Genomic DNA, 16,055 nt, shown 5'->3' with positions numbered 1-16,055 from the left:
CCTCAATCCCCTTTTCTATAATTTCGAATTGCCTCAATCGTCGCCTCAAATACACCGCGACCAACTATTTTCCCAACTGGTGTAATTGGGCCACCATATTGCATGTAGTCTCCGGTTTGCGTCGCTGCAATGAGCAAGCTATCTGTTGGTGTACCGGTTGCGATTGTTTTTGTTTGAACATCCACTACTTGTTCAGAATGTAATGCTTTTACTTTTGCTTCGGTTGCGGTCATCATTGCCTGCACAAACGCTTCGTCAGATAGTTTTGCATTGACAATAACCCATATATTAATTGTACCAACTCTTATTGGAAATTCCCGTTCATACGTCTTCGAAACATCAATAGCTCCACCAATACCAGCAGTAACAATGACAATCACTTCTCCAAAAGAGGCGTTATATTGTTTAATGATGGCTTTACTTGATTCTACAGCCGTCATCATACCAACAGTATTTGTTGGCGATAAGCCTTCCTTATTTAAAAATTGTATAAATTCTTCTTGTACATGCTCAATGTTGTAGTCCGGTTTAACTGTACGATTGATGAAATTTTCGTACCACCCAAGTCCTGCATTATGAACAGCAGATGACAACACCCTTAATGGAAATGGTGACCTTAATTCAACATACTCACTTTTGATTTGTAAATGATTTCGTGTAACTCTTTTGCCCTCCAATTGTTCTTGAATTTCAGGCAAAATTGTAATTTGCGGTTTCGGTTGTACTGGATGGGCTTGTAAAGAAATTTGCGCATCATAAACATCTTCAATTTCTTTTTCCAAAACTACTTCATGTGGTTTCCCAAATGCACGTACTTGTCCATTTTCCATCAGTAATAATTCATCACAGTACAATGCTGCTAAATTAATATCATGCAGTACTGAAACAACCGTTAAGCCATGCTCTGTTACTTCTTTTCTAATCATGTCGAGAATTTGTTGCTGATGGGCAATATCAAGATGATTTGTTGGTTCATCTAGAAGTACTAACTGTGAACTTTGCGCTAAAGCCTGGGCAATAAATACACGTTGCCGTTCTCCACCAGATAAGTTTTCCAAATATGAATTTTCATACCGTTTCACACCAGTTTGCAACATTGCCTGATTAACAGCTTGTTCATCTTCCTTTGACCATTGCGAGAAAAATCCCTTTTGATGAGGATATCGTCCAATCGACACCGTTTCACGAACCGTATTAGAAAAGATTGTTCCCTGCAGTTGAGGAAGAACGGTCATTTTTTTAGCTAGTTCTCGATTTGAATAGGATTCTATCTCTTTATCATCTATTAATATTTTTCCTGATGAAGGTTTTAGAATGCCACTTATTATTTTTAATAATGTAGATTTCCCACAGCCATTCGGACCTAGAATGCCTAAAAATGTTCCCTGCTCTATTTGAAAAGAAATGTCTTTCAGGATTGGGGTAGTGCCGTACCCTCCACATATATTCTTGACTTGTAGCAATACGACTCCCCCTTACTTCCGACGTTGTTTATAAAATATATACGAAAATACCGGTGCTCCAATAAATGCTGTAATAACCCCTATTGGAATTTCAGCTGGTGCAATAATTGTGCGGGATACTAAATCACAAATGATTAATAGACTTGCACCATTTAAAAATGATAAAGGTAATAAATGCCGATGATCTGTCCCCCACATCATCCTTGTCATATGAGGTACAACTAAACCAACAAAGCCAATTGTCCCCGAAACCGCTACAGCTGCCCCTGTTAACATTGAACCACCTATTAAAATTGCGTACTTGCTTCGCTTCACATTCACTCCTAGAGCCATAGCTCGTTCATCGCCGTACATCATAGCATTTAATTCACGACGGTATAACCATAATAGAATCGAACCAATCGCTACGAAAGGCACAATCATTTTGACAAAAGGCCACCCGCGCATAGATACACTTCCCAGAAGCCAACTCATGATTTCGCGCAACTGGTCACCCGTTAATGCAATCATCAAGGAAATGCATGATCCTAAAAATGAACTGAAAATAACTCCCGTAAGAATTAACGTCTCCATTTTCATTGAACGATCAATTAATCGAGAAAACGTTAATACAATAACCATCGTTAATAGCGCACCCACCATCCCAATAATCGGCAACGTAAAGTTACTAATGAACGGAATGGAAATACTGAAGAATATTGTCGCTACTGCCCCAACGGAAGCACCAGATGATACGCCCAATGTATAAGGATCTGCCAATGGATTTTTTAATAACCCTTGAAAAGCTGCTCCAGCAATGGCAAGGGAAGCCCCCACTAAACCTGCTAACAAAACACGTGGCATACGAATCGTCCAAAGTATGTTATAAAGGCTCTCGTTTGTATCATCCCAAAATGTTGAAAACGGTACATCTACCGAACCAATCGAAACCCCTAACCAAATACTAACGAATAGGGCAACCATTGAGGATATATAAGCAATTATTAATCTATTCACATGATTCCACCTCAAATATGTACTTATTATATCCTACCTTAAGAAAACTTTATTTGCTTATTTACTTGAGTTATTTGCTTTTTAGGAGGAGTTATTTGCCTTTTCCATTGACTTATTTGCTATTTCTTATAAGATATTTGCCTTTAACAAAAAAACAGCCCAGGAATGGACTGTTAAACACTATTTTTCATTTTGTTGCAGTGCGAAATCCGCTAACTTTTTAATTGTTAGGTCATCCATTGGTGGGTTATGTAAACCTGCACGAATATCACGATAATATCGTTGCAATGGATTCGACCGTTGTAAACTTTTCGCGCCTACAACACGCATCGCTTTATCAACAACTTTAAGCCCCGCATTTGTTACAATATGTTTTGCTACGTTTACTGCATTTACAATAATAGTACCTTCTTCTATCGAAAGCTCGTGACCATTTTCTTCCTTTTGTTTTAATTCCACATAACTCTGTGCAGCACCGTACAATACAAATCGTGCGTTTGCCAATTCTAATTCAATTTCACCAATTAAACTTTGAACATTTGGTAAAGATGCAATTGTTCCTTGTATACTATTTGGAGAATGTGTGTTAGCAAATGAAAGCGCGTAATCTCTTGCAGCTTGTGCAATTCCTAAGTATGTAGCTGGAATAAGTAATAACCAACCATTTAGTTTAAACCCTGTAGTGTAATTTGGTATTTCTACTAAATCAGACTCATCAACGACAACATTGTCTAGCACTAAATCATGACTTCCTGTACCGCGCATTGCAATGACGTCCCACGTTTCATCAATCGATAACCCTTTAGTATCTTTATGAATCAAGAAGAAACCAATTTTCTCCTCTTCTTCAATCCAAGCAGATGTTAAGAAGTAATCTAATTCTGGGGAACCTGTCATATAACTTTTACGACCATTAATAATCCACTTACCATTAGTCTTTTTAGCTGAAGTTCCTGGACGTCCACCTCGGATTGGGCTTCCTGTTGCTACTTCACTTACTGCACGGTTGATAATGGCACCTTGCTCTACTTTTTTAGCAAACTCGCTTAATTTTGAGGCTTCCCAATATTTATTTTCGAATAGTTCACCAACTGTAAGAAGTGTCCAAGCCGTTGCTAGCGCTGTACTTCCGTCATAGCTTCCAAGGGTTTCTTGTAGTGCAATCGCTTCATAGACGTTAAATCCTTCTCCACCAAGTTCCTTTGGTAAAGTTAATCTTGTATAACCGATTTCACGTAGTGCATTAATATGATGATGGGGAAAGCTTGATTGTTCATCAATTACTTGCGCATTACTTTTAAACGTCTCTTTTAATGTAGCTAGCTTTTCTAGCCAAGCTCGCTGTTGTTCTGTTTTTATAAATAATTCTTTCATGAGGAAATACTCCTCCTTTTCAATATTATCTACTAAAATCCCGACTTAACCACTAAAAAAAGAAGGTTAATAAATAAACTGATTTAATTTTAAATCAACATTTCAAGTTTTCAAAGCACTATATGAAAATTATAATACTTAATTGAAAATTTCTCATAGAAAAGTGTCAGTCTGAAAAGTAATTTTTGAGACTGACACTGTGCGACGAGGATGGTGTCAACCACCGCAGGAGCATTTCTCTTCTGCGACGAGGATGGTGTCAACCACCGCAGGAGCATTTCTCTTCTGCGACGAGGATGGTGTCAACCACCGCAGGAGCATTTCTCTTTCTGCGACGAGGATGGTGTCAACCACCGCAGGAGCATTTCTCTTTCTGCGACGAGGATGGTGTCAACCACCGCAGGAGCATTTCTCTTTCTGCGACGAGGATGGTGTCAACCACCGCAGGAGCATTTCTCTTTCTGCGACGAGGATGGTGTCAACCACCGCAGGAGCATTTCTCTTTCTGCGACGAGGATGGTGTCAACCACCGCAGGAGCATTTCTCTTTCTGCGACAAGGATGGTGTCAACCACCGCAGGAGCATTTCTCTTTCTGCGACGAGGATGGTGACAACCACCGCAGGAGCATTTCTCTTTCTGCGACAAGGATGGTGTCAACCACCGCAGGAGCAATAATTGATAAAGTTTAATTATCAAAAAGGGCATCCTAAAAGTTTTTTTCTTTTAGGACACCCCAAATATTCTTAAAATATCTCATTAAAATATTCCACAGTTTTCATCTGTTCGCCTATTTTGCGTAATGCCCATGTATCCTCTATATAGATTTCAGCTAGCTTCTCATATTTTCCACCGTATTGATCTGCCCACTCTACTGCAACTACACTTTCATAAACTAAAGCCATTTTTCGAGCAATCTCTTTTGCTTCATAGGTTTGCATGTCTTCATTTAATGTAACAAAGACATTTAGTTGTTCTTGGAGCTTATTTACCTCATCAACAACAATATCTTTTAGTTGAGTATTTGATACTTTTTGAAGACGATTAGACATTTCTTCAATAAATAACTTGTGAGCATTGTGTTTATTAACTAATCGGATGACTTCTAGCGCCAAAATATTTGCTGTTCCTTCCCATACTGTTAACACTTGTGCATCCCTTAGTAAGCGCGGTGTGACGAAATCTTCTATATAGCCATTACCTCCATGAAGTTCTATCGCTTCACTAGCAAACTTTACTGCTTGTTCTGCTGTTTCCTTCTTCACAATCGCAATCTTTAATCGGTTTAAAATTGTTTCCTTTTCTGTACCCTTACCACTAGAAACAACATCATAAAGTTGAATTAAATCAAAAGTAGTCGCTACCTCTACGTGTACTTTTGCTGCAAACTTGGATAGTGAATCTTGAATCATCGGATAGTTGGTCAAAACATTACCGAATGCAGAACGGTTCGAAACATATTGCTTCGCTTCTAAAAAGGCACGTCTCATAATGCCTACTGAAGCAACAGCATTACATATTCTCGATAAATTCAACGCTTCTAACATGTAGTATATCCCTTTGTTTGGGTCACCTACGACATAAGCTAGTGCGCCATCGAATTCCACTTCCCCTGAAGGCACTGCCCGAACTCCAAGTTTGTCCTTTAAACGTCGAATACGCAAACCATTTACAGACCCGTCCTCTTTTTTCCAAGGTACTGCAAAAAGAGTTAACCCTTTCGAGCCCGGTTTTGCACCTTCAATACGAGCCAACACCATTGCGACACCACACATTCCCGCATTTGAAGCAAAATATTTTTCACCGTACAATCGATAATTCTCACCATCAAAACGAGCTTCTACAACATTTGCCCCAACATCTGACCCACCTTGACGTTCCGTTAAAAAAGTCGCCCCTTCGAATAACTCTACTTCTCCTGTTGAACAGACATGGGGTAAAAACCGTGCTTTTAATGAGTCATCTGCATAATGGTCCAATAAATAGGCGGTTGCCATCGTTAACGTGACTGGACAATAAAAACCAGGTTCCGCTTGAGATAGTAGATATCCTTGTGCAAAACTATAAACATAGTTCCCCTTATTTCCTAGTTGGGGAATCTCTTTATGAACGTACCCGACAATTCCAGTGTTATAGGTTTGTTGAATCGTCTTTTTATACCCTTCATTCACCCAAATCTCTGAAACTTCTTCCCCATACTTATTGTATCGTTTTAAACGAGGTTCTCCTTCACGGTCCGTGTGTTTAGCTCGCTCATCAATTTCACCAGCAACAAGTGCACCGAAATCTTGTAATTCACGCTGAGCATAGTCTAAAAATTCCGAGTCGAGCATCTGTTCAAGTATTTTATGCAATGTGTCGTCTTTTTCGAAAAAGTTCATTTCCTTTTTCGGGATGGATTGTAATACCTTCATTTAATTCACCACCTGCGTTTTCAATTGATGTTTTAATATCTTGCCAGATGCATTTCGAGGTAGTGCATCCACTTGTTCAAAGAGTCTAGGAATTTTATATTTAGCTAAGTGCTCAGTTAGATAATCTTTTAACTCTTGTTCATCAATTTGTGTCTTAGCTGCGTAAATAGCCTTCACCGTTTCTCCCCATTCCTCATGAGGTACACCAACAACTGCTACTTCAAAGATGCCTCCAAATTGTAGAATACGATCTTCTATTTCTTTTGGATAAATATTTACTCCACCTGAAATAATTACATCCTTTTTACGATCGACAATCCATATATATCCATCCTCATCAAACCGCGCTAAATCCCCCGTCTTTACCCAACCATCAATAAAGGCTGCTTTGGTAGCTTCAACTTCTTTATAATAACCAACCATATTTCCTGCACCGTATAAAACAATTTCGCCAATTTCACCTATAGCCACGTCTTCACCTAGTTCATTTACAATCCGTAATTCTGTTCCAAACGGTGCTCGTTTACCAACACTGCCCGCCTTTTCTTTATGTTCATGAGCAAATAAAAGTGAACCACTTGGACCAGCTTCTGTTAAACCATAAACGCAAGTTAATTCTGCATTAAAGGCTTGTTCAATTTGACGAATTTCACTTTCGGATAAAGGCGCTCCACCATACACCCACCATTTCATTGAGGAAAGATCTGCTGATTGTAGTCGTGGATGTGAGGCTGTTAGTAAATACGCTACTGGTGCTCCAAAGAAATGTGTTGTTCTTTCATTTTCCACTGAATCTATTAATAAATCTGGGGTAAACGTAGGAGTAAGTACACTTGTTGCCCCAACTAGCATACTAGACATTAAGAATAAGTGAAGTGGTGCAGAATGCGTTAATGGCATCATTAAAAGAATTCTGCTTTCTGGCTTCACTTCCATTTCTATCGCAATCATTTGGGCTACTGCTAAAATATTACGGTAACTAAATAGTACGCCTTTAGGTTTTCCTGTCGTTCCAGAAGTGTAAAGAATTGTGGATAAATCATCTTCATTTAATTGACAATCAATTGGTGTATTGTTAGCGTTTTCAATTAACGTTGTATAGCTTTCCCAACCCTCTACCGCTTGACCTGTTTTAATTTTCATTTCGATATTTGAGATACTTTCTACCGCTGCAAAAATCGCTTCATGGGCAAGTATTGCTTTCGCTTCTGCATGCTCTGCTACATACTCCACTTCAGATAGAGTAAACTTCGCATTTACTGGAACCACAATAGCACCAATTCGTTGTACTGCAAAATAACTAACGACAAATTCCAAAACATTCGGCATAAAGAGAATTACTTTATCTTGTTGCTTAATCCCTTTTGAAAGTAAGGCATGACTTAAACGAGTAACTTGTTCATCTAATGTTTTATAAGTGACTCTTCGGCCATGACAGATAACCGCCTCTTGATTTGGATATTTACGGGCATTTCTTGCTAACAAATTTGAACTATTCATCAAGCATCTCTCCCTTTAATTTCGTTAATTTTTCACTAAATAACGTATGCAGTTGTTGAATTTCACTTTTGATTTGCGTCAGCTCAGCAATTTTCTCATCAATTTCTAACATTTTTTGCTCGCCATACTCTACGGTACGTTCTAATTGCTGGATGCCGGTACGGTCAAGGTCAAAAAGTAACACCATCTCCTTTATTTCTTCCAATGAGAAGCCGTATTTTTTGCCACGAAGAATGAGTTTAAGTTTTGCGGTTTCCTTTTTTGAAAAGGTTCGTTGATTTGAAATGGAACGACCTGGCTTGAGTAAACCAATCTCTTCATAGTATCTGAGAGTTCTTGTTGAAACTTTAAACTCACTAGCAACCTCCTGAATCGATTTCATCCCATCACCTCTGCACTCAGTATAGCATTGACGTTAACGTAAACTTCAAGAATATTTTTAAAATTTATAGAATTTTATCTACGTAGGGTAGAAATTTTAGAATTAAACCAAAAGAAAAACCAGTCCCTGTTTTAGAGACTGGTTAAAAATTTTATATATTACATTTTTTCCGGAGCTGCTACTCCGATTAGACGTAATGCGTTTGCTAATGTTATGCGAACTGTATTGATTAATGCTAAACGTGCTTCTGTTAGTTCTTTGTTATCTGGGTTTAAAACTTTTTCCGCATTGTAGAAGCTGTGGAAAGCAGCTGCTAACTCTTGGATATAGTTTGCAATACGGTGAGGTGTACGATGTTTTGCTGCTTCTGCCACAACTTGTGGGAAAGAGCCAACCTTTTTCAGTACATCTTCTGATTTTTCATCCGTTAATAAGTCTAAGTTTTCTAATGATGCCGCAAAGCCTTGCTCTTCTGCTGAACGAAGGATTGAGCAAATACGAGCATGTGCATATTGTGCATAGTATACTGGGTTTTCATTTGATTGAGATACGGCTAAATCTAAGTCAAAGTCCATATGTGAATCGCAAGCAGTTTTTACAAAGTAGTAACGTACTGCATCTAAACCTACTTCTTCAACAAGTTCACGCATCGTTACCGCATTACCTGTACGTTTACTCATTTTATATTTCTCGCCGTTTTTATAAAGTTGAACCATTTGAATTACTTCAACTTCTAATTTATCACGGTCATAACCAAGTGCTTGAATTGCAGCTTTCATACGTGGAATATATCCGTGATGGTCTGCTCCCCAAATGTTAATTAATTTCTCGAAGCCACGTACAATTTTATCTTCGTGGTATGCGATATCTGGAGTTAAATAAGTGTATGAACCGTCAGATTTAACTAAAACGCGATCTTTATCATCACCGAATGTTGTAGATCTGAACCAGATTGCTCCCTCTTCTTCAAACACATGGCCATTTTCTTTTAATTTATTTAGTGCAACATCAATTTTTCCGTTTTGATATAAAGAAGTTTCTGAATACCAAACATCAAATTTTACACGGAAGTTTTCTAAGTCATTTTTTAATTTCTCTAACTCTAATTTTAAACCGTGTTCACGGAAGAAGTTGAAACGCTCTTCATCAGATTTATCTAAAATTGAGTTACCAAATTGCTCTACTAATTTTCCAGCAATACCAATAATATCTTGTCCATGGTAACCGTCTTCTGGCATTTCCGCATCTAAGCCTAACGCTTGTTTGTAGCGTGCTTCTAATGAATACGCAAGATTATTGATTTGGTTCCCTGCATCGTTAATGTAATATTCGCGGGAAACATCATAACCAGCAAAGTCAAGAACGTTACATAAAGAGTCACCGAATGCTGCACCACGAGCATGTCCTAAGTGAAGATCACCAGTTGGATTTGCAGAAACAAACTCAACTTGTACTTTCTCGCCATTTCCTGAATTTGTACGACCGTAGTTTTCACCTTGTTCATTTACTGCTTTAATAACGTCTGCAAGGAAGTCTTTACGTACTGTAATATTAATAAAACCTGGTCCTGCAATTTCTACTTTTTCAATTTCAGTTCCTTCTGTTACAAGGTTTTCTAAAATACTTTCAGCAATTGCACGAGGTGGTTTTTTTGCTAATTTTGTTAATTGCATCGCTAAGTTTGTTGCAAAGTCACCGTTTGCTTTATCTTTTGGTGTTTCTAGGTGAATGTTAAGTTGAGTTCCCTCTTCAACTAAACCTGATTTTTCAACTGCTGATGCAAGGGCAGCTTTAATTGATTGTTGCACTTGTTCTACTGCGTTCATTATTGTCCCTCCGAATATTGAATTTCCAACGTATATTTCCCAACAGGCTGACCGCTAATAATGAGATCATACTGAACTTTAAACTTGCCACTAATTACATTTAATTCACTGTTTTCTTCATGTATTAATGAATGGGTATTTGTATTGATTGGCAAAGTACCCATTTGAGTTTCGTAATGCCCATTTTCTATATGGTCACGACTAAATGGAAGCCGCATATTTACAGCACCATTTCGTAAAATCAGTGCTTGTTCACTACCTAACTTAACTGTTGTTTTAACTGTCTGGTCTTCATGCACTTCTGTATAGCGCAAATAAGCCTTACCCGACTTTTCAATGAAAGAGCCATTTAACCACATTTCATAGTTTTCAGTTTCTCCATCAGTTGGTCGAATGGTAGATGTTAATTTAATTTTCACGTTTTTTTCAAACGTATTCATATTGTAGTCACTCCAGCCTACCTTTACTATAACTATAACCTTTATATTATATATTAAAGACATTTTAAAGTTCAACAATCGACTGAAATAATAAAAAATCCAAAAGCACTGCTGCCTTTGGATTTATTGAATAAATGGTATTACTTCACCCAACCAAGTATCATTTCTCTTAATAGTTTAGACGCTGTATTTGCACCTGTCGCTACGCTTTCGGTGCAGAATAATTCGTTTATAACTACTAATAAGTTTTATTTAACCCAACCTAAAATCATTTCTCGGAGAAGTTTAGACACTGTATTTGCACCTGTCGCTACGCTTTCGGTGCAGAATAATTCGTTTCTAACTACAAATAAGTTTTATTTAACCCATCCTAAAATCATCTCTCGAAGAAGTTTAGAAGCAGTATTTGCACCTGTCGCTAACGCTTTCGGTGCAGAATAATTCGTTTCTAACTATTAATAAGTTTTATTTAACCCAACCTAAAATCATTTCTCGGAGAAGTTTAGAAGCAGTATTAGCAGTCATTTCGCTTGGGTCGTAGATTGGAGCTACTTCTACTAAGTCGAAACCAACTACATTTACATCACTGCCAGCAATTGCATGGATAGAAGCTAGTAATTCTTTTGATGTAATACCACCGCAATCTACTGTTCCTGTACCTGGTGCATGAGCTGGGTCAAGTACATCGATATCGATTGTCACGTAAACATTACGTCCTGCTAATGTTGGTAAAATTTCCTTTAAAGGTTCTAATACCTCAAATTTTGAAATATGCATACCGTTTTCGCGAGCCCATTCAAACTCTTCCTTCATACCAGAGCGAATTCCAAATGAATACACATTTTTCGGACCGATGTGTTCCGCAATTTTACGAATTGGTGTTGAGTGAGAAAGTGGCTCCCCTTCATATTCAGTACGTAAATCAGTATGTGCGTCAAAATGAATAATTGCTAAATCGTTATATTTTTCATAAACAGCTTTCATTACAGGCCATGAAACTAAATGTTCCCCACCCATACCAACAGGAATTTTCCCATCGTCTAATACACGTTTTACAAACTTCTCAATTTCATCTAAAGATTTTTGTGCATTACCAAATGGTAGTGGAATGTCACCTGCATCAAAAAACTTCACATCATCTAATTCACGATCTAAGTATGGGCTATATTCTTCTAGACCAATTGAAACTTCACGAATACGAGCCGGGCCGAAACGTGAACCTGGACGATAACTTACTGTCCAATCCATTGGCATCCCATAAAGAACTGCTTTCGATTCTTCGTAGTTTGGATGACTTTTAATAAAAACGTTACCAGAATAAGTTTCATCAAATCTCATTATTTTCACCTACTAAATTTATTTTCTATATTGTGACATTACCATAACTTTAACGAACCTTCTTACAAAATCCGCTATTTTTCATCATAAAGTTTTAAATTTTGCCTTATTGCGAGGCGTTTACTGCTTTCATCAAAAGCTATTAGAGCATTTACGGGATGAGAAATAGCTGAAAATTTCGTATAAATCCTAGTCCGAAACTTCTTTCGACATTTTTCGTATAGTTTATACATACAGGAAAAAAGTATAGATGTTTTTAGACAAAGTGCAACAGTTTTTTTATGTATAAAACCGATTAAATGAGTAAAGTTAAGTCTATACTTCTACTACTATGAAAAAACGAGGTGAAATACGGATGAAAAGACAAAGCTATCACAAAAAAAAGAAACGGCTTAAATGGATGAAATATAGTGCATTTTCGGTTGTTGCTTTTATTTGTGCAGTAGCCGTGTCGCTAGGTGCATTGCGGTTGTACGCTCAAATAGCTGGTGCCCCACCCCTAACAGCAACAAAAGCATCCGTGTTTTTAGATAGTAATGGGAATAAAATTGGTGATTTCTTTACAGCCGAGCGTAGATATTGGGTAGAGCTTGATGAAGTTTCACCCTATCTACTAGATGCCACAGTTGCAGTTGAAGATAAAGATTTTTATAAACATAACGGCTTTGACTTTTCAAGAATCGCTAGTGCCTTATTAACTGATTTAAAGACACAAAGTAAAGCAGAAGGTGCAAGTACGATTACAATGCAACTTGCTCGGAACCTTTATTTAACTTTAGATAAAACATGGACAAGAAAAATTCGCGAAGCTTTTTATGCTTATAGACTAGAAGTTTTCTATGATAAAAATGAAATTTTAGAAGCTTATTTAAATACCGTTAACTATGGTCACGGGATGTATGGAGTGGAAGCAGCAAGTCGCTACTACTTCGGAAAATCAGCTAGTGATTTAACATTAGCCGAATCTTCCCTACTTGCTGGAATTCCAAAAGGACCAAGCATCTACTCTCCTATTAATGACTACGAAAAAGCAATAAACCGTCAAAAAGTCATATTAGGATTAATGGAAGATCAAAATTACATTTCAGATGAGGAAAAAAATCGTGCGAACTCAGAAGAAATTGTGTTGAAAAATGAACAATGGGCAGCTACTAAATCAGTAGCACCTTACTTCTTAGATGCAGCATGGCAAGAAGCTGAAAAAATACTTGCAGAAGAAAACCGAAATATCCGTGAAGGCGGATGGGTTATCAAAACAACATTAAACCAAGCTCATCAAAAAGCAGCAGAGGAAGCAGTTAATGACAATATGCCTGATAGTGAATTACAAGTTGGCTTTGTTAGCATGGATGTTAAGAATGGGCATGTGACAGCATTAGTTGGCGGACGAGATTATGAAAAAAGTTCATTTAACCGAGTAACACAGGCTGTTCGTCAACCAGGATCATCTATTAAGCCAATTCTTTATGCAGCTGCATTAGAAAATGGGTTCTCTCCATTAACATATTTAGATGTAGGAGAAACAATCTTCACCTATGATAATGGCAGAGCAACTTACAAGCCTCAAAATGTAAATGGCAAATATGCAGACGGTGAGATGTCACTAGCTCAAGCTTTGGCGATTTCAGATAATATTTATGCGGTAAAAACTCTTGAGAAAATAGGATATGAGCATTACCGTGATATGTTAAAGAGATTTGATCTTAACTATACAGATGCAGATAATCCATCCATTGCTCTTGGTACGATTGAGACCTCACTGTATGATTTAACGAACGCATACAATATGATTGCCGCTAATGGACAAAAAAGAAAAGCAACAACGATTCTATCCATTAAAGATGCATCTGGTAATACAGTATACGAATACAAAAAAACTAAATCAGAACAAGTTATTTCTGAAAAGGATGCATTCTTATTAACTGATATGATGACTGGAATTTTCGATCCAGTATTTAGCGATTATTCACCTGCTACCGGTGTATCCCTTCGCCCTCGTATGACTCATACGTATGCGGCAAAATCAGGAACAACAGTAAGTGATCAATGGTTAATTGGTTACACACCAAGTATCACAGCTGGTGTATGGAATGGATACGACCAAGGGAAAACTTTATCAGTTCAAGAAGATATGGCAGCATCAAAACAAGTTTGGATAGACTTTATGGAGTCAATCAATAAAGGAACACCAAATGAAAACTTCACACCTCCTAAAGGGGTTGAAGGTGTTGTAATCGATATCGAAACAGGAAAACTTGCAACAGACTCCTGTCCAAAACAAAGACTTATGTATTTAAAAACAGAAGATATTCCAAAAGAAAAATGCTCTTCCTTCGAATTCTTCGATGAAGACTCTTGGAATGACTTCCTTGATCTATTCCCATTTGAGGCATTTAAAAGTATGTTTAATTAGAAAAGCGGAGAACGCTCGTTCAGCTCCGACAACAACTAGAGGAATCGACAAAAGGGCGCTTTTTGCACTTGAAGGCGATTCTGAAGTTGTCGAGGAGCTAGCGTTCGCAGCTAGACAAATAGAAAAGCGGAGAACGCTCGTTCAGCTCTTGACGGCACTGGAGACTTCCGACAAGCGTGTTTACACGCGTAGAAGGAAGTTGAAGTGTCCGAAAGAGCTAGCGTTCGCAGCTGGACAATTCGAAAAGCGGAGGCGGCTCGTTTAGGCTCGACACGCGCTGGCCTCTTACAAAAGAAAAACATTATTAATAAAAAAGCTTTCTCTTAAACGGAAATTTCCGTAAAAAGAGAAAGCTTTTTTATGGCAAGCAAAAGCATGAGAATCATGGGGCATTCGGCTTGGGATTTTACAAATGCCGCATAAGTCTCAAGCTTAGGTTTGCCAAGTGTCCTAGCTCACTATTGTCAGCTACATTTAGTGTACTTTTTTTCAATGTTAGTTTCAACATCGGATTAAATACTACAAAAAAATGTCATACTTTGTTCAATTTTACTATTTTATTTTACTAAAAAACTATTGACTGACATGTACTTGTAAATTTTCTAGTATAAAATACTGAGAATTGTAATCTTTATTCCACCGCTAAATCTTTTCTTAATTGTTCATTACTATTATTCCACATCTCAATATTATGAGACTTCAGAAATTCTGCTAATACTTTTTTAGAAGTATCATCCATATGTTCTACGATGATTTTTCGCTTCATTGATTTATCCATTTTATTCACATGATCAGCTAATATTTTGTAGCCTCGTCTCTTTTCGCGATTAACAACCATTTCACATGCTGTTACTCCTGCAAAGTAAGGACCGTCTTCTTTAAAATCTATTGTAACCCAAACTAGCCAGTATGGTTTACCACCTTCAGAATCCGCGCGATCTGTTGTAAATTTTATACCACGTTCAACTTCACTTTTCGCATGCATTGCCCCAATATCAATAAATGCATTTTTTTCTAGAATATCAATTATTACTGGTGAAACATTCTCCAACGATAAGGAACCTATTCCAAACCCCTTATGGCCATCTGTTGGATCATTTTTAATTATAGTAAAGCCCAATTTTTGCTTCTTAGTTTCTTCATTAGCCATTGTAAATCCCTCCGTATATGCCTATTATAATGAATATACACTACAATTATCCACCAAGGAGGATACATTATGCCAATCGTAACAGTAAAATTATTAGAAGGTCGTACAGACGAACAAAAGAAAGCTTTAGTTGAAAAAGTAACAGCAGCAGTTGTTGAAACAGTAAATGCTAAACCTGAAGCAGTATCGATTATTATCGAAGAAATGTCAAAAAATCATTACGCAACAGGCGGCGTACGCGTTATTGATAAATAAGAAATGCGGAGAACGCTCGTTCAGCTCCGACAACAACTGGAAGAATCGGCAAAAAGGGGCTTTTTACCCTTGAAGGCGATTCTTCCAGTTGTCGAAGAGCTATTGTTCGCAGCTAGACAATCCGAAAAGCGGAAGCGGCTCGTTCAGGCTCGACACGCACTGGAAACTGCAACAAGAAGGCGCTTTTTGCCTTCGCAGGAGCAGTTGAAGTAGCGCGAGAGCCTAGCCGCTGCAGCTAGACAATTCGAAAAGCGAAAGCGGCTCGTTCGGGCTCGACACGCACTGGAAACTGCGACAAGAAGGCGCTTTTTGCCTTCGCAGGAGCAGTTGAAGTGGCACGAGAGCCTAGCCGCTGCAGCTAGACAATTCGAAAAGCGAAAGCATATTCACTCAGCCGTGAAAAAATCAGCCGACAATTTCGTCACATCGCGTGGCATTGTCGGCTTTTTTACTTCCACAAATGTGCGTACATTTGGAGTGCTCTGTGAAGCAGACAATGTAAATTT

At 37.9% G+C, this 16,055-nt stretch carries 13 protein-coding genes; 3 read left to right on the top strand and 10 right to left on the bottom strand.

The genetic code is table 11. The features are described from left to right. Positions 1-2: 2 nt before the first annotated feature. The 8 genes from NKR20_RS02495 to NKR20_RS02460 form a co-directional block, all read right to left on the bottom strand. Positions 3-1,463 (bottom strand): adenosylcobinamide amidohydrolase, encoded by a 1,461-nt coding sequence (locus tag NKR20_RS02495; RefSeq protein WP_253423237.1) that lies wholly within the window; start codon positions 1,461-1,463, stop codon positions 3-5. Positions 1,464-1,475: 12 nt separating this feature from the next. Further along, positions 1,476-2,426 (bottom strand): FecCD family ABC transporter permease, encoded by a 951-nt coding sequence (locus tag NKR20_RS02490; RefSeq protein ID WP_301285966.1) that lies wholly within the window; start codon positions 2,424-2,426, stop codon positions 1,476-1,478. 213 nt (positions 2,427-2,639) lie between these two features. After that, complete coding sequence (locus NKR20_RS02485) at positions 2,640-3,833, bottom strand: acyl-CoA dehydrogenase family protein (protein WP_253423234.1); 1,194 nt, start codon at positions 3,831-3,833, stop codon at positions 2,640-2,642. Positions 3,834-4,577: 744 nt separating this feature from the next. After that, positions 4,578-6,245: an acyl-CoA dehydrogenase family protein gene (locus tag NKR20_RS02480; RefSeq protein ID WP_253423230.1), complete on the bottom strand. Its 1,668-nt coding sequence runs from the start codon at positions 6,243-6,245 to the stop codon at positions 4,578-4,580. Next, positions 6,246-7,745 carry a class I adenylate-forming enzyme family protein gene (locus NKR20_RS02475; protein WP_253423227.1) on the bottom strand — a complete coding sequence of 500 codons (1,500 nt, stop codon included), beginning with the start codon at positions 7,743-7,745 and terminating at the stop codon, positions 6,246-6,248. It lies immediately after the preceding gene. Then, on the bottom strand, positions 7,738-8,127 hold the full coding sequence (locus NKR20_RS02470; protein WP_121215475.1) for a MerR family transcriptional regulator: 390 nt from the start codon (positions 8,125-8,127) through the stop codon (positions 7,738-7,740). The genes NKR20_RS02475 and NKR20_RS02470 overlap by 8 nt, the downstream gene beginning before the upstream one ends. 158 nt (positions 8,128-8,285) lie before the next feature. Beyond that, positions 8,286-9,953 (bottom strand): arginine--tRNA ligase, encoded by a 1,668-nt coding sequence (argS, locus tag NKR20_RS02465; protein ID WP_253423223.1) that lies wholly within the window; start codon positions 9,951-9,953, stop codon positions 8,286-8,288. Then, positions 9,953-10,393 (bottom strand): YwiB family protein, encoded by a 441-nt coding sequence (locus NKR20_RS02460; protein WP_253423220.1) that lies wholly within the window; start codon positions 10,391-10,393, stop codon positions 9,953-9,955. Before NKR20_RS02460 ends, argS begins: the two co-directional genes overlap by 1 nt. Before the next feature lie 126 nt (positions 10,394-10,519). Here NKR20_RS02460 and NKR20_RS02455 point away from each other — a divergent pair, with 126 nt between their 5' ends. Then, a complete protein-coding gene (locus NKR20_RS02455) occupies positions 10,520-10,834 on the top strand; it encodes a hypothetical protein (protein ID WP_253423218.1) in 315 nt (104 codons plus the stop codon). Between the two features lie 24 nt (positions 10,835-10,858). Here NKR20_RS02455 and speB read toward each other — a convergent pair whose 3' ends face one another. Continuing rightward, positions 10,859-11,731 carry an agmatinase gene (speB, locus tag NKR20_RS02450; protein WP_121215478.1) on the bottom strand — a complete coding sequence of 291 codons (873 nt, stop codon included), beginning with the start codon at positions 11,729-11,731 and terminating at the stop codon, positions 10,859-10,861. A 355-nt stretch (positions 11,732-12,086) separates the two neighbouring features. On the opposite strand from speB, the gene NKR20_RS02445 reads away from it, so the two are divergent. Then, entirely contained in the window at positions 12,087-14,144 is a 2,058-nt protein-coding gene (locus tag NKR20_RS02445) for a transglycosylase domain-containing protein (protein ID WP_253423215.1), read from the top strand. A 631-nt stretch (positions 14,145-14,775) separates the two neighbouring features. Here the strand turns inward: NKR20_RS02445 and NKR20_RS02440 are convergent. After that, the gene (locus NKR20_RS02440) at positions 14,776-15,294 is read right to left on the bottom strand and encodes a YwhD family protein (RefSeq protein ID WP_121215481.1); all 519 of its coding nucleotides are present in this window, start codon (positions 15,292-15,294) and stop codon (positions 14,776-14,778) included. 69 nt (positions 15,295-15,363) lie between these two features. Between NKR20_RS02440 and NKR20_RS02435 the strand changes: the two genes are divergently transcribed. Next, positions 15,364-15,549 carry a 2-hydroxymuconate tautomerase gene (locus NKR20_RS02435; protein WP_253423212.1) on the top strand — a complete coding sequence of 62 codons (186 nt, stop codon included), beginning with the start codon at positions 15,364-15,366 and terminating at the stop codon, positions 15,547-15,549. Positions 15,550-16,055 lie beyond the last annotated feature (506 nt).

Source organism: Ureibacillus endophyticus (genome assembly GCF_024159215.1).
Lineage (GTDB): Bacteria > Bacillota > Bacilli > Bacillales_A > Planococcaceae > Ureibacillus > Ureibacillus endophyticus.
This window is presented reverse-complemented; position numbering and strand designations above follow the sequence as displayed.

What these genes read in the sequence shown, in the direction of transcription:
- NKR20_RS02490 (WP_301285966.1), bottom strand. Translation starts at nt 2,426, where the DNA reads ATGGTTGCCCTATTCGTTAGTATTTGGTTAGGGGTTTCGATTGGTTCG.
- NKR20_RS02485 (WP_253423234.1), bottom strand. Translation starts at nt 3,833, where the DNA reads ATGAAAGAATTATTTATAAAAACAGAACAACAGCGAGCTTGGCTAGAA.
- NKR20_RS02480 (WP_253423230.1), bottom strand. Translation starts at nt 6,245, where the DNA reads ATGAAGGTATTACAATCCATCCCGAAAAAGGAAATGAACTTTTTCGAA.
- NKR20_RS02475 (WP_253423227.1), bottom strand. Translation starts at nt 7,745, where the DNA reads ATGAATAGTTCAAATTTGTTAGCAAGAAATGCCCGTAAATATCCAAAT.
- NKR20_RS02470 (WP_121215475.1), bottom strand. Translation starts at nt 8,127, where the DNA reads ATGAAATCGATTCAGGAGGTTGCTAGTGAGTTTAAAGTTTCAACAAGA.
- argS (WP_253423223.1), bottom strand. Translation starts at nt 9,953, where the DNA reads ATGAACGCAGTAGAACAAGTGCAACAATCAATTAAAGCTGCCCTTGCA.
- NKR20_RS02460 (WP_253423220.1), bottom strand. Translation starts at nt 10,393, where the DNA reads ATGAATACGTTTGAAAAAAACGTGAAAATTAAATTAACATCTACCATT.
- speB (WP_121215478.1), bottom strand. Translation starts at nt 11,731, where the DNA reads ATGAGATTTGATGAAACTTATTCTGGTAACGTTTTTATTAAAAGTCAT.
- NKR20_RS02445 (WP_253423215.1), top strand. Translation starts at nt 12,087, where the DNA reads ATGAAAAGACAAAGCTATCACAAAAAAAAGAAACGGCTTAAATGGATG.
- NKR20_RS02440 (WP_121215481.1), bottom strand. Translation starts at nt 15,294, where the DNA reads ATGGCTAATGAAGAAACTAAGAAGCAAAAATTGGGCTTTACTATAATT.
- NKR20_RS02435 (WP_253423212.1), top strand. Translation starts at nt 15,364, where the DNA reads ATGCCAATCGTAACAGTAAAATTATTAGAAGGTCGTACAGACGAACAA.